This is a genomic window from Bizionia hallyeonensis (genome assembly GCF_042657385.1).
GTDB lineage: Bacteria > Bacteroidota > Bacteroidia > Flavobacteriales > Flavobacteriaceae > Algorimicrobium > Algorimicrobium hallyeonense.
Genome location: NZ_JBHSLA010000001.1, coordinates 151,174 through 168,937 on the forward strand (window position 1 = coordinate 151,174; position 17,764 = coordinate 168,937).

Sequence of the window (17,764 nt, forward strand, 5' to 3'; positions counted from 1 at the left end):
AATAATGGTTAAAGCTATTTGTAAAGTAGCTTAAAAATTGTAACTTGAATAACTTGACAAAACCTTATAAAAACCAAAAAAATGGAGGATAAAAAACCAAAACTCACAAGGCAGACTGGAGCACCAGTTGGAGATAATCAAAACGTGCAAACCGCAGGGCCAAGAGGCCCCATGTTGATGCAAGATGCATGGTTTCTTGAAAAAATGGCAAACTTTGATCGCGAAGTCATTCCTGAAAGAAGAATGCACGCCAAAGGTTCAGGTGCGTTTGGAACTTTTACAGTCACTCATGACATTTCCAAATATACCAAAGCAAAAATTTTTAGTGAAGTTGGTAAAAAGACGGATATGTTTAGCAGATTTTCTACTGTTGCAGGAGAAAGAGGTGCGGCCGATGCCGAAAGAGATATTAGAGGGTTTGCTTTAAAGTTTTATACCGAAGAAGGTATTTGGGACTTGGTAGGAAACAATACACCAGTATTTTTCTTTCGCGACCCAATGAAATTTCCAGATTTAAATCGTGCTGTAAAACGCGATCCTAAAACCAATTTAAGAAGTGCCAATAATAATTGGGATTTTTGGACATTATTACCAGAGGCTTTACATCAAGTTACTATAGTAATGAGTGATCGTGGTATTCCAACAGGTTACAGACACATGCACGGTTTTGGTAGTCACACATACAGCCTGATCAACAAAGATAATGTTAGGCATTGGGTGAAGTTTCACTTTGTAACGCAACAAGGTATTGAAAATCTATCTAATGAAGAAGCTGCTAAAGTTGTTGGTATGGATAGAGAATCATCGCAAGTTGATTTGTTTGATGCTATAGAAAGAAAGGATTTCCCAAAATGGAAAATGTTTATCCAAGTAATGACAGAAGCCGAAGCCAAAACATACCGTTTCCACCCTTTCGATTTAACCAAAGTATGGTCCAAAAAAGACTTCCCATTGATTCCTGTGGGAGAATTTGAATTAAATAGAAATCCAGAAAATTATTTTCAAGATGTAGAGCAAGCCGCTTTCAACCCGACTAATATTGTTCCAGGTATTGGATTCTCTCCAGACAAAATGCTTCAAGGAAGACTATTCTCTTATGGCGATGCGCAACGTTATAGATTAGGCGTTAATCATTATCAAATTCCAGTAAATAAACCAACGTGTCCTTACCATTCAAACCATAGAGACGGAACCATGCGAGTAGATGGAAACCATGGAGGCACTTTACACTATAACCCTAACAGTTACGGTGAATGGCAAGAACAACCAGAATTTAAAGAACCACCTTTAGAGTTAAATGGTGACGCTTATGCACACAATTTTAGAGACGATGATGAAGATTATTATACACAACCTGGTAATTTATTTCGCATTATTAAAGCGGATGGAAAAGACGGTTTACTCTTTAAAAATACTGCAGCTGAAGTAGGTGGCGCCGAGAAATTTATTCAAATTCGCCATATTAGAAACTGTTTTAAGGCAGATCCGGAATACGGAGAAGGTGTAGCTAAAGCATTAGGTTTATCTATGGATGAGGTGAATAATTTTGATATGACACCTTATAATAAATGGGCTCCCAAACCAGATAACAATCCAATATCTAAATGTCCAAGATAATAGTTTGTAAAAATTTTAATTGAATTCATGTTAGAAGAAAATAAAAAAATGAAACTTGCTGAAGCGCTTTTATTAAGAGCTGATTTAATGAAGAAAATAGAGCAGCTTCAAAATAGAATTAGACCTGTTTTAATCGTTTCCGATGATAAGCTTCCCCAGGAAGATCCTATTAAATTATTGGCGCAATTACGAAAAGCCATAAACGACTTGGAAGCGATAATAATTCGGATTAATAAAACTAATAATGATACGGTTGTGGAAGGTGAAGGCATTTTAATGGAAGCACTAGCCAAACGTGATTCTTTAAAAATGCTTTCTGAAAAGTTAAGAAATATTAGAAATGCGGCACAAATAAATAATAGCGGCGACTCTAATCTTAAAGCAACTATTGATATTAAAAAACTACAAGTTGAAATGGATCAAACAGGACGATCTTTTAGAGAAATTGACAGTAAAATTCAAGAAATTAATTGGCTTACAGAATTAAAAAATTAAAATTTAGCCTTCGGGCGGAATGATCGGAGCGAGTGCCAGCCCTTTTTTGTGGTAGGTTTTCGGGGCAAATTGAAAACTTTACCACCCAGAGCTGCTTGGGTTGTGGCAAACATGTACAAGTTAGGACCCATTACTGCTTACAAATTACAAGCGTATTGATTAAAATTTACTACCAGGTACTGACCGATCATTCTTTTTTATTTGAAGCTATAGATTAACAAATTAAGATGAAATAAATTTAATATTCATAAAAAGCAACGTGTTAAAAAGCCCTAACTTATAGTGCAAACATATTAAATTAGTAAACTCTTATAATAAGATTTTCATGACTAAAAATTTATTCTATTCGGTATTTGGAGCACTTTTTTTAATAAGTACACCATTATATGCCCAGAGTTTTATAGAAGACATTTTAAAAGAACCTATCCGAAAAGCAATTACTGGAAGTGCAGACATACGCATTCAAGAAATGACTAGTAATAATACGGAATTAGATATGGAAATCGCCAAAGGAAAAAGACTACCGTCACTTTCATTTTTGGGTGGCTATGGCTTTTTGTACTCACAATTAAGCCTACAATTTCCCACTCAATATTTACCCATAAGCGGAACACCCTTTTTGGAAGACCCATTAGCCTCTAGTTTTCAAACGCATGTTTTAATGGGAGGTTTATCTACCCGACAAATAATTTTTGCAGGAAATCAAATTAACAGCGGCATTAAAGCATTAGAGAAAAAACAAAAAGCCGAACGGTTTTTAGCCGAAGCTGGAAAGGAAGAAATTGCTAAAGAAGTCATCCAAACCTTTGATCAATTAATGCTATTAAATGCTGTGGATAAACTCATTGAAGATTCTGAAAAACGATTGGATACAGAGCATAAAAAAGTTCTAAAAGCCATTGTTAACGGCTTGGCAATTCCTTATGATCGTGATAAAATAAAATTAGCCGTTTTAGAGCTAGAAGAAAAAAAGCTGGAAGCTATAGGCAATAGAAATGTTTTGCTTGCCAAACTAGCATATCTCACCCGAATACCGGCAAATGAACTAAAAACTATTACTTACAACTTACAGGCTTTCTTAATAGATACAGATGCGTTAGATGTCGATAATCGCGCAGAATTAAAAGCTTTGGAAGCGGGAAAAAAGGCTAAAGAATTTGCTTATAACAAAGAAAAAGGCACTTATTTCCCCACCATATTTGCTTTTGGAAACCTAACATATTTGAATGCTTTTGACACGCGCACAAAACTTAAAGACGTTCCACTTGCAGGTAATGTAACTTTAGACACGGAAAATATAACTCTAGAACCAGCCGCAGCAGTTGGCGTTGGAATGAAATGGGATTTATTTAAAGGCGGAGAAAATAGTAAAAGTGCACAGAAGGCTGAAATTGAAGTTGAAATCATTGACACCAAATTAAAAGATACACGAGAGAAATTTGAATTGCTGTTGTTTAAAAATAAATCTGACTTTAAAACAGCCGAACAAAAAGTTATAGTGGCAAAACAGCGTGTACAAATAGCTGAAAACAACTTACAATTGGCAACCAAGCAATACAATGCCGGTCTTGTGGATTTAACGGAGCGTTTGGCCTCCGAAAATGATTTTTATAAAGTAAACTTGAATTATTACAACCAAATTCTAAATCAGCGACACGCAACATTAGAACTCTTAATAGCGACAGGTGAGTTATTAGGCAAAATTTATAACGGTTATGAAAATTAAAAATGTTTTACTCCTACTTGTTATAGTAGTTTCATTTTCTTGTTCAGATAAGAAAATAGACCCAGCTTTTATGGGGAAAATTGAAAGGGAACAAATTTCTGTAGTTACTAAAATACCAGGAACCGTGGAGTCACTATTGGTATCAAAGGGTGATTTCGTTAAAAAAGGAGACACTCTGGCTATTTTAGATATTCCAGAAGTAGATGCCAAAAAGCAGCAAGCGGAAGGTGTTTTAAAATCTGCAGAAGCGCAATACCAAATGACCATTAAGGGCGCAACTGATGGGCAACTAAAACAATTACAGAACAAAGTTAACGGATTAAAAGAGCAATTTGAATTTGCCAATAAATCCAAAGACAGACTTAATAAAATGTTGCAAGATAGTCTAATACCGCAACAACAGTTTGATGAAGTTTACGCGAAATATCAAGGTGCCAAAAATCAATATGACGCTGCAAAAACAGAATTGGAAGAAGCAAAAAATGGTGCTCGGACCGAACAACAAAGTATGGCTTTGGGTCAGCAGCTACAAGCCTCGGGAGCTATTTTAGAAGTTGGTGCCGCTGAACGCGAAAAGTATGTAATAGCCCCTCAAGATATGTCCATTGAAACCATCAATTTAAAGATTGGCGAGCTTGCTTTACCAGGGTATCCAATTATAAGTGGCTATATTAATCAATCCGTTTATTTTCGTTTTACCATTGCAGAAAGCAAATTAGGCGAAATTAAACGGGGAGAAAACGTTAAAATTGAAGTTCTTTATAAGGATTCCGAAATTATTAATGGCCAGGTAACTCTCGTTAAAGCTTTAAGTTCTTATGCCAATATAGCAACAGCTTATCCCGACTTTGACATGCAACAAACCTTATTTGAGGTAGAAGTAAAACCTACAAATCCAGAAAAGGTTAAAGATTTGATTACAAAAGCTTCGGTTTCTTTAAAGTTTAATAAATAATATGGTTTGAAGAAATTTACACACTTAATTAAACGAGAATTCAGGCTTTTTTTTAGCAACAACGTATTGCGACTGCTATTTATTGGAGCTCCTATTTTGTATGGAATACTAATTGGTGCGGTTTACCAAAAAGGTAAAATAACCGATTTACCAATAATTGTCGTCGATCAGGATCAAAGTCTCATGAGTGTGAAATTTATTGATATGCTTGAGGAAACGGAAAGCATTCAGGTTGTTAGCGTTTTTCCCGACCTTACTAATGTAAAAAATAAGGCAATAGATGAAGACGCTTCAGTAATAGTAAATATTCCCAGAGGATTTACCTCTGGAATTCAACAAAATAAGTTACCCGAAATCACCATTTTTGTCGATGCTTCCAACACCTTGACTTCTAACACTGCATTGATGGCGGTAAATGGTGTAGCAATGACCATAAAAGCAGGGATCCAAATCGAATCTCAAATGAAAAAGGGTGTTCCAGAATATGTGGCAACACAAAATTACGAACCCTTTAAAACAACCATTATTAAGCAAAGCATACGCAGTGGAAATTATTTATACTTTATGTTACCCGGGGTGCTTTTAACAGTTTTCCAGCAAATTTTACTATTGGGTTTAGCACTTACTTTTGCATCAGAATATGAAAATAGAACTTTTGAAGAATTAGTCAGGAAAATGCCAAACCCTCTAGGCATGTTAGCTGTAAAGATTATTCCTTACATGATTATGTCTGTTGGTATACTCCTGCTATACTGGGGTTTTTCTAAATATTATAATATGGTAATAGGTGGCGCTTTTTGGGCCTTTTCTTTGAGCACCTTTGTTTTTATTCTCGCCGTATGTGGCATAGGTGTATTGGTGAGTATTGTTTTACCTAATCAATTAAAAGCTACTGAAGTTTTAATGGTAGTAGCTACGCCAAGTTTTATACTTAGCGGATTTACTTGGCCTTTAAGTCAGATGCCAAATTGGGTCCAATTTATAGCCGAATTAATTCCTTTGACGCATTATTTAAAAACCTTTCGCATACTTTATCTTAACCACGCTAGTGTTTCACATATTTATGCGCCAGTTATAGCCATGAGTATTATTGCCGTAATTTGTTTATCGTTGTCAGCAATCATTTTGCATTATAAAATTAAAAAGGTAAAAAATCACTCGATTGAAGAGATTAATTAACACGAAAATTGTTCCGATATTAGGTTTAAGTAGACAATACCACTAATTGGTATCATAGAGTCCTTGCCATATAATTCATTCTATTTAATTAAGAACACGCTCCTTTTCTAAACAGAAAAATAAAGATTTGACCTTTCAGCTTGCCACCTGTTAAATGTTCTGTAAAGCCACCCATTTATCCTTCCTAATTTGGCATCTTATAGCAATAGAAAACATCCAATTATGAAAAAATATAAAATTGCTGTAATTGTAGGAAGTCTGCGTAAGGAATCCTATAATTTAAAAACAGCCAAAGCACTTATGGAGCTAGCTCCAGAATCCTTAACCACAGAGCTACTAGACATATCCGGTCTTCCTATGTTTAATGAAGATTTAGAAGGAAATCCACCTGAAGCCTGGGTAGCGTTACGCAAAAAAATTCAAAACGCAGATGGCCTTTTATTTTTAACACCTGAATATAACCGTTCGGTTCCTGGTGTTTTAAAAAATGCTATTGATGTAGGCTCCAGACCCTACGGAGAAAATTCTTGGAATGGCAAACCGGCCGCAATTGTAAGTGTTTCTATTGGGGCTATAAGTGGTTTTGGGGCAAACCACCATTTAAGACAATCTCTAACCTTTATTAACGTCCCTACCATGGCGCAACCTGAAGCATATATTGGAGGTGCTGCCGATTTATTTGATGACAATGGAAAACTAATTAATAATTCTACCAAAGATTTCCTTAAAAGCTTTATAGAGTCATTCGAAAAATGGGTTCATACTATCGCTTCCGAGTAATTCGAAATAGCCATTTACTGTTGAAATTTTACTAATAATTAAAACCACATAAAATGAAGAAAATTATCACATTAGTTGCTTTGGTCTTTTTTTCGGTAAGCACCTTCGCACAAACGCAATGGACTGTAGATCCATATCATTCCTCATTAAATTTCAACATTTCGCATTCTGGAATTAGTATCGTGAATGGGAAATTTTTAGATTATACCGGAAGCTTAACTACAAAAGGAGATGCGCTTAATGATGCAATTTTCGATTTTACGGTTAAAATTGAAAGTATTAATACCCATGTAGAAGATAGGGATAACCATTTAAAAAGTGCTGACTTTTTTGAAGTTGAAAAATATCCTGAAATGACTTTTAAAAGCACGAAAATTTCAGCTACCGAAAAAAGTAATCAATATATTTTAAAAGGAGAACTAACTATTAAAGGTGTGACGAAAGACGTCGTTTTTGATGTTCATTATGGCGGTAAAGTGAAAAACAACCAAGGTGAAAAATTAGGAATGAAAGCTGAAACAACGATAAATAGATTTGACTATAATATTGATTATGACCCTACCGCTACAGGCGTTGGGAAGGAGGTTAATATTGTGATTCACCTTCAATTTGCAAAACAGTAGCTGTAATTTGTTTTCAGGTAAACTTCGACGTAATTAACCTAGGTATTTTAAAATTGAAAAATAATAAACCATGAAAAATTCAGCAAAAACAGTAGTAGAAAATATGTTTAAAGCCTTTAGTAGTGGTGATGCCGATAAATTTGTTGCCACAGTATCAGAAGATACGGTATGGGTTTATCATGGCACACAAATTATTCCGGCAGGAACTTTTAAACATAAAGAAGGTGTCAGAACATTTTTCACCAATATTATGGAACGTACTGAAATTATCAACTTTGAACCTCAACAATATATCGTTGAAAATAATATGGTTGTGGTAATAGGAAGGGAACATCAAAAAGTAAAACGGTCTGGAAGGGAGCTGAAACAAAAATGGGTTCAGATTTATACGGTTGAAAACGATTTAATAACTAGAATGGAAGAGTTTGCAACCTCCGAGGAGGTAACGTAACACAAAAGTCTTTCAACATTAGGAGATAGGCTAAAAACCATAACCAGAAAAGCTATCCGTATTGCCTATTCTGACCTATGTAAAATCTAATAGTTAATTTATTTTGAACCATGCACGGACTTTCGATATGCAATTCCCCATTTGGCTAGTTCATTAATTAAAGGCGAAAGTGTTGCACCATGTTCAGTAATAGCATATGCAACCGTTATAGGTTTTGTATCCATAACGGTGCGGCTTATTAAGTGGTTTAGTTCTAAATCTTGAAGTTCTTTGGAAAGCATTTTACTACCAATGCCATTTATTTCACGCTGCAAATCCATAAATCCCATTTTGTTGCCTTCGATAAGTGTGCCTAAAATATGGAATTTCCATTTTCCAGATAAAATGCTCATCGTGTCGCTAATAGCTTGCATCCTAATTTGGCAAATAGGCGTGTTATTTATTATTGATTTTTTATTCATAGTTAAAACGTTAATTTAAATATAAAATAGCCTTGAGGTAGTTTCCTTGAGGAAACCACTTTCTAAAAGGAATTAAGTATCAAATATACACTTATTTTCCTTATATTTGAAGTAATCGGCTAATAAATAGGAATTTAGACTATATTTTAACTGAAGTTAATTATTAAAAATAATAATCATGACGAACGAAACATCAAAAAATAATCCGCTTTTATGCGATATCGAAACTGGAATGTGTGAAACAACAGATGGTAAATTAAACACTTCAACTAAAAGTAATCAGCAATCCACAGAGAAATCTGTAAAATTAATGTATTACACAGATCCAATTTGTTCGTCCTGTTGGGGAATTGAACCACAATTACGTAAACTGAAACTAGAATACGGCAATGCTGTGGAGATTGATTATAGAATGGGAGGTTTACTACCAGACTGGAATTACAATAGTGGTGGAATAAGTGGTCCTTCAGACGTTGCCAGTCATTGGGACGAAGTAAGTGTTCATTATGATATGCCTATAGATGGAGACCTTTGGTTGGAAGACCCAATGGATTCATCTTACCCATCCTCTATTGCGTTTAAGGCAGCCCAACTTCAAGATAAGGAGAAGGCCGTTTTATACATGCGGGAAATGAGAGAATTGATGTTTTTGAAAAAGAAAAATATGGCTAAATGGGAAAACTTGGCTATGGCAGCTGAAAATGTAGGTTTGGACGTGGCTCAATTAAAAACGGATTTTGATGGCCAAGCCAAAACGCTGTTTGAAGCTGATTTAAAATTAGGAAGAAAACTAGGTGTTCGAGGGTTTCCAACCATATTTTTTGTTGATGAAGCTGGCAACCAAGAAACCGTGTATGGCACCAGACCCTATGCTTTTTATGAAATGGCTATTTTAAAATTAAATCCGAATGCTACTAAAAGTGAATACAGTAAAAATTGGGAATCTCTCTTCTCAATTTACCCTTCAATCACGGCAAAAGAGTATTCTGAACTTTCAGGGACACCGCGAACCGAAAGTGAAGCTGTTTTAAATCAACTTTCTAAAACAGGTAATTTAGAGAAATTTTCAACTAAAAATGGATCTATTTGGACCCTCGTTAAATAAATTGATAAACCACTAAATTATGAAAACAAACGAATATTCAAACGGAGAGATAACCATTTTATGGAAACCTGAAAAATGTATACATGCAGGAATATGTAAAAAAACTCTACCCGAGTTTTACAACCCTTAACACAGACCTAAAATAAAACTTTACAACGATTTAATAACAAGTAATAACCCGAAACAACAAATTTTAGATTTCCTGGAAAGTAGCAATCAAGCTGGCTCAAAATTGGCTGATTGGGATATTGAAACCTTGAAGGTTGATGAGAAATAAGTTTTAGTGTGAAGCACCTAAAACAAGCTAGAATCAAGCGATTTATGACGATAAGGTCATAGATTAACAATAAGAACAAATTATTAACATTTAAAATAACGACTATGAAGACGATGAAAGCAGCGCGCTGGCATGCAGCAAAAGATATTAGAGTAGAAGAAACTTCAATTCCAACACCAAAAGATAATCAAGTAAAAATAGCCGTGAAATTCACAGGAATCTGTGGATCGGATTTACATGAATATTTAGATGGGCCTCAATTAATTCCTGTAGATAAACCATATGCACTTAACGGCCATCAGGGAACTACAACCCTTGACACGAATTTTCTGGAGTTGTTGAAGAGGTTGGCAAAAACGTAAAAAACATTAAAAAAGGAGATCGCGTAACAGTCGAACCAATTTTTAGAAACCCTGAAAGTCCGTTTATTACAACTGGTGAATACAACCTTTCCGAACCGCTTGGATTTGTGGGGTTGACGTCCAATGGTGGTTTTGCTAAATACGTAGTGGCAGAAGACTATATGGTTCATAAAATGCCAGACGCCATGACTTTTGAGCAAGGTGCTATTGTTGAGCCAGCAGCCGTTGCTGCGTATGCTATACAACGAAGTGGCATGATAATGGGTGACACGGTATTGATTGCAGGCGCAGGTCCTATTGGTTTATTAACGGTTCAAGTTGCCGTGGCTACAGGTGCATCTCAAATATTTGTTTCAGACCTTTCAGAGAACAAGCTAAAAAAAGCTAAAGAAGTTGGTGCGACTCATACTTTTGACGCAAGAGATCAAGATATTCCTCAAAAAATTAGAAAAATGACTGGGAACGGTGTGGATATTTTTATTGATGCCGCTGGAGCTCAAGCCTCATTTGATACCGGTGTAGATAGTCTTCGCAACGGAGGAACTGCAGTTTTAGTTGCGCTTTTTGGTAAAAAGGTGACGCATGACGCCCTGAATCAAACATTAAGAGAATTAACGATTATTGGAACAGCTGCCTATCGTAATATTTTCCCACAAGTAATTGCTTTAATTAGTAGCGGTAAATTGCCAGTAGAAAAGTTGGTTACGAGCGTCATCTCATAAGACGAGATTGTGGAAAAAGGATTTGAGGCCTTAACTAACGACCCTTCAGAAGTAAAAATTTTGGTTGATATCAGCCGCTAATTAATTAAACTATAAATCTAAAAACAATAATTATGACGAAATTAAATCCAATTGGTTTGGACATGGAAAAGTCCAAAAAAACTAGCAGAGAAATTGAATGAACTCTTGGCTGATTATTCCATATTTTATCAAAATGTTAGAGGGTACCATTGGAATATAAAAGGAGATAAATTTTTCGAGTTACACGATAAATTTCAAGAACTTTATGAAGATTTATTTATAAAAATTGATGAAGTAGCTGAACGAATTCGCACCCTTGGTCACACACCAAACCATAAATTCTCAATCTATCAGAAAGAAGCCAAAATCAAAGAAAGTTCTGAAGTGGCGGACGGAATTCAAGATATGAAAGACACGCTTGAATCATTCAAAATTATTATCACACTGCAACGTGAACTTCTGTTACTATCGGCAGATGCTGAAGATGAAGGAACAAATGCACTTATGAGCGATTACATTAGTGAGCAGGAAAAATTAGTTTGGATGTATTCTGCATATTTAAAATAGTTCTATTAAATATGTGAGAGCATAGGTGGCTTCAGAGTAAGGTGATAATTTTCGTAAAATTTTAACCGATGTACTGGAAAATTATAAGAAAGAGTAGCCAACATAGGGAAGTTTATGTAATTTGAAACCTGAAATTAATTTTAGAACTAAATTCTTCATTTAATGAATAACCTTTATTCAAATCGTTGGTTTATTGCAATTATGGGAACGCTTCTTCAGCTCGTGCTGGGAACCGTTTATGCATGGAGTTTTTTTCAAAAGCCAATTATTTCCGAGTATGGATGGAGCAACGTTCAAACGATGTGGATCTTTAGTTTAGCTATTCTATTTCTAGGTTTGTCCGCTGCAGTTGGAGGGCTAATACTTCCAAAATACGGACCTAAAAAGTTGGCTTCTCTTGGAGCTTTTCTATATGGTTTAGGCTATTTAATGAGTGCTTACGCTATGCATATTAGTAGTTTATCTCTTTTTTACATAGGCTTTGGAGTGATTGGCGGTATTGGTTTGGGATTGGGTTATGTTACGCCCGTGGCAACCGTATCAAAATGGTTCCCGGACAAAAAAGGATTTATCACGGGCATGGTAGTTATGGGTTTTGGTTTGGGTGCACTTGCCATGTCAAAACTAATTGCACCGCTGTTAATTAACATGACCAATGATAATATGGTACACGTGTTTTTCTACATTGCCATAGTAATAATGGTCATTGGAATTCCCGCGGGATTAAGCATGAAAAATCCACCATCGGGATTTGTGCCAAAAAACTATACGCCACCCGTAAAAAGCACAATTAGTCAAAATCACGAAAATAATTTAACAGTTACAAGAAGCTTGTTATCAACAAAATTTTTAGGCATGTGGCTTATTTTCTTTCTTAATATTTCGGCAGGAATAATGTTTATTAGCTTGCAGTCTCCCATGATTCAGGATTTATTTAGAATTCAAGATGCTTCAATAAGTACAGAGTCTCTTGCTGTGGCAGGTGCAACACTAATAGCTATTAGTTCATTATTTAATGGCATTGGGCGCTTCTTTTGGGGCGGAATATCAGATAAAATTGGAAGAATTCAAGTATTCCGATTAATTTTGAGTACCCAAATATTGGTTTTTACATTCATGATATTCACGGTTAATCCATGGGTTTTTGGGGCGTTGGTTTGTTATGTCTTGCTTTGTTATGGTGGCGGTTTTGGTGCTATGCCATCTTACGTATTGGATGTTTTTCATGCGAAGCTTATGCCTGTTATTTATGGTGTTATTTTAACCGCATGGGCACTAGGAGGAATTGTGGGACCTCAAGTTGCTGCATTTATTCGCGATTATTATACACATACACCAGAGCTAATTGGCCCACGAACGTACATGGCTGGTACTGTTTTATTGAGTATTGGTTTATTGGTAAGTCTAACACTTTCTAATAAATCTATAACCGAAGTGAGCGTGTGATTATTGTAGGTAGAGAATACATGGTTGTTTTTTTAATTGGACCTAGATCCCATTAAAAAAAACATTCAAAGTAAAAAAATATTAAAAAGATCAAAATCTAAAGCAAGAAGAGACTGTACATCTAGAGCTTCCGCTTAAAATAAAAAAGGATAAACTTTAAAAAGATTTATATTATGTCAAATATCAAATTGATAATAGAAGAAAGAGCTGCCAACATAGGAAAGTTTATGGTAGGTCGTTTGTTACCATTTAGACAAAAACGAATGGTTGGCCCCTTTATTTACATAGATCACATGGGGCCTGTAAAGCTTAATGAACGTGAAAATTTTGATGTGCTGCCACATCCACATATTGGACTTTCCACCCTTACTTTTTTATTTGAAGGAAGCATTATGCATCGTGATGCTCTAGGCAATGAAGTAGAAATTAAACCTGGTGCTGTAAATTGGATGACTGCAGGAAAGGGCATTGTACATTCCGAACGCACACCAGAGTATTTACGCGATTCTCCATTATTTATGCACGGTTTACAAATTTGGGTGGCACTGCCAAAACATTTGGAGCAAATGGAGCCAGCATTCTCTCATATTGAAGAAGCTGAAATTCCGAGTTGGTCTGAAGGAGATTTGCAGTTTAAACTAGTGGCAGGTGAAGCTTTTGGGAAAAAATCACCAGTTCCCGTTTTTAGCAAACTGTTTATGCTTGAAATAAAAAGTACATCAAAACAGGTTGTAAATATTGGCAACGACCTTTTTGGCGAAGCAGGTATGTATATTCTGGAGGGCGCTATTGAAAGTGAAGGCAACGTTTATCAACCTAAACAATTATTGGTGGCAAAGGACAGTACACTTTGTGAGTTCACGATTCAGGAAAATACCACTATTTATATTTTTGGTGGTGAGCCTTTTCCCGAAGAGCGCTTTATTGATTGGAACTTTGTTTCTTCAGATAAAGAATTGATAAAAAAAGCAAAAGAAAAATGGAAAACCCAATCTTTCGCTAAAATTAAGAGGGACGAAACTGAATTTATTCCGTACCCAACATTTAATAGAAAATAGGGAGGCTTCCAAAAATCGTTTTAGTTTTAGGCGTGAGATTTATCATAAAATATCAAATTAAAAACGGTATCTTATAGAAAACCAACGCTATCCTCGGAATGTAATTAGTTACTGAAAATATAGCTGGTAGTATTAACATAATATCAATGTAAAATGAAAAAAAAATTCTTTAATGCAAAAATTTATCGCAACGATTCTGTAACCTAAATGATTGTAGAAAACGGGAAAATTACGCATCTCGGAACTAATTTACCAAAATGCGATGAAGAAATTGATCTCAACGGCAAGCTTGTTTTACCTCCTTATGTAGACCCACATTTGCATTTGGATTATGTATATACATTATCAGAACTAGGACAGGAAGGCGCGGGTTCCGGTACATTATTTGAAGTTATTGAGTTATGGCCCCAATTCAAAAAAACACTGACGGTAGAAAGTGTAAAAAGATTGGCTATGAAGGGAATTAAAGACGAAGTTCCCCAAGGCGTACAGCATATTAGAACTCATATAGATGTTACCGATCCTAACTTTACGGCATTAAAAGCCATGTTGGAAATGAAAGAAGACCTGAAAGACACGGTTGATATTCAAATTGTAGCGTTCCACAAGAAGGCATGTATATGTACAATGGTGGACTTGAGTTAGTAGAAGAAGCGTTGAAAATGGGCGCTGATGTTGTTGGCGGCATTCCACATTACGAGCCTGTTAGAGAATTTGGAGAAAAATCGGTTCATGATATTGTAAAGCTTACTATAAAATATGATAAGATGATTGATGTGCATTGTGATGAAACCGATGATCCACATTCACGATTTGTTGAGTTATTAAATGGGCTTGTTTATATGGAAGATTATGGTACTAGAACAACGGCGAGCCATACCTGCTCATTTGGTTCGCCAGACGATTCGTATGCATTTAGAATGCTAGATATTTTCCAAAAGACAAAGATGAACTTTATTGCTTGTCCAACGGAGAATGCCTATTTACAAGGCCGTCAAGACACCTACCCTAAACGTCGTGGCTTAACGCGAGTGAAAGAGTTTATTGAATACGGAATTAATGTGGCTTTTGCACAAGATTCAATCAATGATCCGTGGTACCCAATGGGGAATGGAAATATGATGAATATTTTGGACAATGGAATTCACTTGGCTCAAATTATGTCTTCGGAAGATGTAAAAACTAATTTCGATTTAATTACCTATAACGGAGCTCGTTGTTTAAATATTCAAGACAGTTATGGTTTAAAGGTTGGTAAAGCAGCAAACTTTATCGTTTTAAATGAAAGTACAGTTTATGAAGCTATGCGTAAACGAGTAGATGTATTAGCTTCTGTTCGCAATGGCAACTTCTTATTCCGTAGAAAAGAAATGGCTTATGATGTTCCTTTAAGCTTATAATAAGCTTCTAAAATGTTTAGTCCATGGATTCAGATAAAAAAGGACTGTTACCAACACGATAACAGTCCTTTTTATTTCAATCCAATTTATTTTAATATCATTTCTCGATATGTTAGCACACTTGGAAAAGTGATTTTAACTATTCTCCTTTCTTACATGTTATTAGATAAAAGGGATAAATATCATCCACTTCTATTATTTCCAATAATCCTACTTTACCAAATTCCTCTCGAATAGTCTCTTCGTCGTAAAAGAACATTTTTAAACCACCATATATTTCAAATCTGTCTTTAGAAATGTAAGTTCCACAACCATAAATTTGGGCATCTTTTGCAACCGTTGCAAAAACCATAAAACCACCTGCCGTAAGTTGGTTCATGCAGTCTTGGATTAACTTTCTTCTTTCGTTTTTGTTCAAAAAGTGAATTAGAGCATACGCATGTATTCCATCATACAAATTTTCATCAAATGGCATTTCTGTTACAGAGCCGTGATGTATCGTTAAATTATTTCCAAAATGCTTTTGAGCTAAATCAATCGCCGTTTTAGAAATTTCAATTCCTGTTACAGTTATTCCATGCTCGTGAAATATTTGAGCATTTCGTCCATAACCTATTCCAAGTATGAGTACGTTTTTAATCTGCTGTTCAAGAAAGAAACTGTTTGTTAATACCGTAGATTTTGAGGGTTCAAAATCCCACAATTCCTGTTTATCTTTAAATATTTGTTTCCAAAATTCTGTCATTATTTATAAGTTAAATCCCTTATTTCCCTGTCATATTGGTGGGTAACCCAATAAATTTAAAAAGCTCCTACAGGCAATGACTCTTCGTTTTAATGTTTAGGATGCGTATTTAATTTTTTTACTATTGCTGACGAAGCGTTGTCTGCATACATTCCATATGCACTTACCACAATTCCTTTCAGGTTTTTATTAGCTGAAGAAATGGCATAAACTATCATTTCATCTCCTGGATCGCTATCGCCTTCAAACCTATAAAATTGGTCTATTTCAAAATCTTCTGGTGATAATTCCGTTGCAGTAAAATGACATATTAAACATTCCTTTTCTGTCAAAATTGAAAAATCAATGGTATAACCCATCTTTTTTAGATCTGCCATTGCTTCTGTTACGGTATCATAATTTTTTCGTTTCATAATTGTGATTTACTATTTTTAAATATTATCTCTAAATTATTTACAAAAATCAACCTAAAGTCTTTTTAGATAAAAAGGAAATAATTAAACCTGGAACAGACAAAGCAATTGCAAAATAAACCAAGCTCATTGGAGAATATACACCAAGCAACAATCCAGCAACAGAGGATGCAATCATAATGGATAAATTAAAAACAGAAGACTGAACTGATGTAGCAACATCTTTGGCTGTTTCTACTTGCCGGCTTACGGCTGCTTGTAACAAAGTTACTAATGGGCCAAATGAAAGTCCCCACAAAAAGAAAGCTAAATGCCCCATACCCTTAGTGCCACCAAACATTAGAAAAACACCCATAGAAAAGATTAGCAAGGCAAACATGGCTATGGTTAATAGCCTTAAATATTTATCGGTATATTTTATAGCCAACAACACAGAAATCAGAGATCCTATTCCAAAAAACAATAAGGCACTTTCAACACCGCCTGCCAACTGAATTTCATCAACAAGGCTTGTAATGTATACATAAACACCATAGTGTGCGATTACGCCAAATAGTGTAAGCAATAAAACAATTAAAATTGCTGGTATTTTTAACAGTGCAAATGGTGAGGAACCTTTAGTAAGTTTCTCACCTGGTATAGAAGGTAATGCAAAAAAACTAATTAAAGCAATAACAATAATAAACCCTCCAAGCCCAATGAACTCTGTACGCCAGCCATAATCATTACCAATAGTGGTCATGATTGGCATTCCGATACTAATTCCCAAAGTGGTTCCTGCCATAATTACTGCTATTGCTCTCCAGTGATACTTTTCATCTACGAGTCGCATGCCGTAATCGGCAATCATTGGCCACATAACACCTGCACAAATACCTCCAATAACACAAAGAAGTATAATAACGGTATAATTATATACAAGTCCTGAAATAATATTAGAAATAGCGAATCCACCGAGTAATATTAGCAACAAATATTTTCTATTGAATTGCATGGTTAATGAAATAAGAGGGATTGCAAAAATAGCCGAAGCTATCGCATAGTAACCCACCAAATTTCCTGTTTGCACTTCGCTGATATTTAAATCAGCCATCATTAAAGGAAGTACTCCAGAAGGCATTAACTCGGATAGTATTCCGACAAAGGTTACGGAAGACATCTAAATCATAATCAGCCATGGAAAAGCACGTTTGGTTATTTCAGTGACATTTTGTTTATTCATAGCTATTATTTTGGATTAAAATGACGCTTAACAATTATCCTAAAGGTAATCATTATTCAGTTGAATAGCTATAAATCCGTACATAAAAAACATAGTACAAAATAATAAAACACATGTTTAAATTTATCCATATGGTGTA

Annotated in this window: 21 protein-coding genes and 1 pseudogene; 18 read left to right on the forward strand and 4 right to left on the reverse strand. The window is 35.2% G+C overall.

The genetic code is table 11. The features are described from left to right. Positions 1-81: 81 nt before the first annotated feature. The 8 genes from ACFPH8_RS00695 to ACFPH8_RS00730 all read left to right on the forward strand — a co-directional run bounded on the left by ACFPH8_RS00695 (position 82) and on the right by ACFPH8_RS00730 (position 7,826). A complete protein-coding gene (locus ACFPH8_RS00695) occupies positions 82-1,617 on the forward strand; it encodes a catalase (RefSeq protein ID WP_376858043.1) in 1,536 nt (511 codons plus the stop codon). A 48-nt stretch (positions 1,618-1,665) separates the two neighbouring features. Then, positions 1,666-2,112 (forward strand): DIP1984 family protein, encoded by a 447-nt coding sequence (locus tag ACFPH8_RS00700; RefSeq protein ID WP_248396042.1) that lies wholly within the window; start codon positions 1,666-1,668, stop codon positions 2,110-2,112. A 325-nt stretch (positions 2,113-2,437) separates the two neighbouring features. Beyond that, entirely contained in the window at positions 2,438-3,838 is a 1,401-nt protein-coding gene (locus ACFPH8_RS00705; protein WP_376858044.1) for a TolC family protein, read from the forward strand. After that, a complete protein-coding gene (locus tag ACFPH8_RS00710) occupies positions 3,828-4,793 on the forward strand; it encodes an HlyD family secretion protein (RefSeq protein WP_376858045.1) in 966 nt (321 codons plus the stop codon). The genes ACFPH8_RS00705 and ACFPH8_RS00710 overlap by 11 nt, the downstream gene beginning before the upstream one ends. Before the next feature lie 66 nt (positions 4,794-4,859). Next, positions 4,860-5,972 carry an ABC transporter permease gene (locus ACFPH8_RS00715; RefSeq protein ID WP_376859085.1) on the forward strand — a complete coding sequence of 371 codons (1,113 nt, stop codon included), beginning with the start codon at positions 4,860-4,862 and terminating at the stop codon, positions 5,970-5,972. A 222-nt stretch (positions 5,973-6,194) separates the two neighbouring features. After that, positions 6,195-6,752, forward strand: coding sequence for an NADPH-dependent FMN reductase (locus tag ACFPH8_RS00720; protein ID WP_465251602.1), 558 nt, complete (start codon positions 6,195-6,197; stop codon positions 6,750-6,752). A gap of 53 nt (positions 6,753-6,805) precedes the next feature. Further along, the gene (locus ACFPH8_RS00725; protein ID WP_376858046.1) at positions 6,806-7,375 is read left to right on the forward strand and encodes a YceI family protein; all 570 of its coding nucleotides are present in this window, start codon (positions 6,806-6,808) and stop codon (positions 7,373-7,375) included. Positions 7,376-7,445: 70 nt separating this feature from the next. Beyond that, complete coding sequence (locus ACFPH8_RS00730; protein WP_248396053.1) at positions 7,446-7,826, forward strand: nuclear transport factor 2 family protein; 381 nt, start codon at positions 7,446-7,448, stop codon at positions 7,824-7,826. 98 nt (positions 7,827-7,924) lie between these two features. Here the strand turns inward: ACFPH8_RS00730 and ACFPH8_RS00735 are convergent, their stop codons facing one another. Beyond that, positions 7,925-8,287: a winged helix-turn-helix transcriptional regulator gene (locus ACFPH8_RS00735; RefSeq protein WP_376858048.1), complete on the reverse strand. Its 363-nt coding sequence runs from the start codon at positions 8,285-8,287 to the stop codon at positions 7,925-7,927. A 178-nt stretch (positions 8,288-8,465) separates the two neighbouring features. Here ACFPH8_RS00735 and ACFPH8_RS00740 point away from each other — a divergent pair, with 178 nt between their 5' ends. The 10 genes and pseudogenes from ACFPH8_RS00740 (at position 8,466) to ACFPH8_RS00785 (ending at position 15,245) form a co-directional block, all read left to right on the forward strand. Then, complete coding sequence (locus ACFPH8_RS00740; RefSeq protein ID WP_376858049.1) at positions 8,466-9,392, forward strand: DsbA family protein; 927 nt, start codon at positions 8,466-8,468, stop codon at positions 9,390-9,392. A gap of 19 nt (positions 9,393-9,411) precedes the next feature. Continuing rightward, the gene (locus tag ACFPH8_RS00745; protein WP_376858050.1) at positions 9,412-9,522 is read left to right on the forward strand and encodes a (4Fe-4S)-binding protein; all 111 of its coding nucleotides are present in this window, start codon (positions 9,412-9,414) and stop codon (positions 9,520-9,522) included. A gap of 12 nt (positions 9,523-9,534) precedes the next feature. After that, positions 9,535-9,669, forward strand: coding sequence for a DUF5996 family protein (locus tag ACFPH8_RS00750; protein WP_465251606.1), 135 nt, complete (start codon positions 9,535-9,537; stop codon positions 9,667-9,669). Between the two features lie 104 nt (positions 9,670-9,773). Beyond that, entirely contained in the window at positions 9,774-10,031 is a 258-nt protein-coding gene (locus tag ACFPH8_RS00755; protein WP_376858052.1) for a hypothetical protein, read from the forward strand. 5 nt (positions 10,032-10,036) lie between these two features. After that, the gene (locus ACFPH8_RS00760; protein WP_376859091.1) at positions 10,037-10,753 is read left to right on the forward strand and encodes a zinc-binding dehydrogenase; all 717 of its coding nucleotides are present in this window, start codon (positions 10,037-10,039) and stop codon (positions 10,751-10,753) included. Positions 10,754-10,866: 113 nt separating this feature from the next. Continuing rightward, positions 10,867-11,341: pseudogene (locus ACFPH8_RS00765) on the forward strand (Dps family protein). 162 nt (positions 11,342-11,503) lie between these two features. Then, entirely contained in the window at positions 11,504-12,787 is a 1,284-nt protein-coding gene (locus ACFPH8_RS00770; protein ID WP_376858053.1) for an L-lactate MFS transporter, read from the forward strand. Between the two features lie 173 nt (positions 12,788-12,960). Next, positions 12,961-13,845 (forward strand): pirin family protein, encoded by an 885-nt coding sequence (locus tag ACFPH8_RS00775; RefSeq protein ID WP_376858054.1) that lies wholly within the window; start codon positions 12,961-12,963, stop codon positions 13,843-13,845. Positions 13,846-14,052: 207 nt separating this feature from the next. Beyond that, a complete protein-coding gene (locus ACFPH8_RS00780; protein WP_376858055.1) occupies positions 14,053-14,490 on the forward strand; it encodes an amidohydrolase family protein in 438 nt (145 codons plus the stop codon). Then, complete coding sequence (locus tag ACFPH8_RS00785) at positions 14,460-15,245, forward strand: amidohydrolase family protein (protein WP_376858057.1); 786 nt, start codon at positions 14,460-14,462, stop codon at positions 15,243-15,245. Before ACFPH8_RS00780 ends, ACFPH8_RS00785 begins: the two co-directional genes overlap by 31 nt. A 139-nt stretch (positions 15,246-15,384) precedes the next feature. Here ACFPH8_RS00785 and ACFPH8_RS00790 read toward each other — a convergent pair whose 3' ends face one another. The 3 genes from ACFPH8_RS00790 to ACFPH8_RS00800 all read right to left on the reverse strand — a co-directional run bounded on the left by ACFPH8_RS00790 (position 15,385) and on the right by ACFPH8_RS00800 (position 17,562). Then, positions 15,385-15,990 (reverse strand): class I SAM-dependent methyltransferase, encoded by a 606-nt coding sequence (locus tag ACFPH8_RS00790; protein ID WP_376858059.1) that lies wholly within the window; start codon positions 15,988-15,990, stop codon positions 15,385-15,387. Between the two features lie 89 nt (positions 15,991-16,079). After that, the gene (locus ACFPH8_RS00795) at positions 16,080-16,403 is read right to left on the reverse strand and encodes a phosphoribosylpyrophosphate synthetase (RefSeq protein WP_376858061.1); all 324 of its coding nucleotides are present in this window, start codon (positions 16,401-16,403) and stop codon (positions 16,080-16,082) included. Between the two features lie 49 nt (positions 16,404-16,452). Next, positions 16,453-17,562, reverse strand: coding sequence for an MFS transporter (locus ACFPH8_RS00800; RefSeq protein ID WP_376858063.1), 1,110 nt, complete (start codon positions 17,560-17,562; stop codon positions 16,453-16,455). Positions 17,563-17,764 lie beyond the last annotated feature (202 nt).

Excerpts from the sequence above, each read along its gene's own strand:
- ACFPH8_RS00695 (WP_376858043.1), top strand. The coding sequence starts at position 82 with ATGGAGGATAAAAAACCAAAACTCACAAGGCAGACTGGAGCACCAGTT.
- ACFPH8_RS00700 (WP_248396042.1), top strand. The coding sequence starts at position 1,666 with ATGAAACTTGCTGAAGCGCTTTTATTAAGAGCTGATTTAATGAAGAAA.
- ACFPH8_RS00705 (WP_376858044.1), top strand. The coding sequence starts at position 2,438 with ATGACTAAAAATTTATTCTATTCGGTATTTGGAGCACTTTTTTTAATA.
- ACFPH8_RS00710 (WP_376858045.1), top strand. The coding sequence starts at position 3,828 with ATGAAAATTAAAAATGTTTTACTCCTACTTGTTATAGTAGTTTCATTT.
- ACFPH8_RS00720 (WP_465251602.1), top strand. The coding sequence starts at position 6,195 with ATGAAAAAATATAAAATTGCTGTAATTGTAGGAAGTCTGCGTAAGGAA.
- ACFPH8_RS00725 (WP_376858046.1), top strand. The coding sequence starts at position 6,806 with ATGAAGAAAATTATCACATTAGTTGCTTTGGTCTTTTTTTCGGTAAGC.
- ACFPH8_RS00730 (WP_248396053.1), top strand. The coding sequence starts at position 7,446 with ATGAAAAATTCAGCAAAAACAGTAGTAGAAAATATGTTTAAAGCCTTT.
- ACFPH8_RS00735 (WP_376858048.1), bottom strand. The coding sequence starts at position 8,287 with ATGAATAAAAAATCAATAATAAATAACACGCCTATTTGCCAAATTAGG.
- ACFPH8_RS00740 (WP_376858049.1), top strand. The coding sequence starts at position 8,466 with ATGACGAACGAAACATCAAAAAATAATCCGCTTTTATGCGATATCGAA.
- ACFPH8_RS00745 (WP_376858050.1), top strand. The coding sequence starts at position 9,412 with ATGAAAACAAACGAATATTCAAACGGAGAGATAACCATTTTATGGAAA.
- ACFPH8_RS00755 (WP_376858052.1), top strand. The coding sequence starts at position 9,774 with ATGAAGACGATGAAAGCAGCGCGCTGGCATGCAGCAAAAGATATTAGA.
- ACFPH8_RS00770 (WP_376858053.1), top strand. The coding sequence starts at position 11,504 with ATGAATAACCTTTATTCAAATCGTTGGTTTATTGCAATTATGGGAACG.
- ACFPH8_RS00775 (WP_376858054.1), top strand. The coding sequence starts at position 12,961 with ATGTCAAATATCAAATTGATAATAGAAGAAAGAGCTGCCAACATAGGA.
- ACFPH8_RS00780 (WP_376858055.1), top strand. The coding sequence starts at position 14,053 with ATGATTGTAGAAAACGGGAAAATTACGCATCTCGGAACTAATTTACCA.
- ACFPH8_RS00785 (WP_376858057.1), top strand. The coding sequence starts at position 14,460 with ATGTATATGTACAATGGTGGACTTGAGTTAGTAGAAGAAGCGTTGAAA.
- ACFPH8_RS00790 (WP_376858059.1), bottom strand. The coding sequence starts at position 15,990 with ATGACAGAATTTTGGAAACAAATATTTAAAGATAAACAGGAATTGTGG.
- ACFPH8_RS00795 (WP_376858061.1), bottom strand. The coding sequence starts at position 16,403 with ATGAAACGAAAAAATTATGATACCGTAACAGAAGCAATGGCAGATCTA.
- ACFPH8_RS00800 (WP_376858063.1), bottom strand. The coding sequence starts at position 17,562 with ATGTCTTCCGTAACCTTTGTCGGAATACTATCCGAGTTAATGCCTTCT.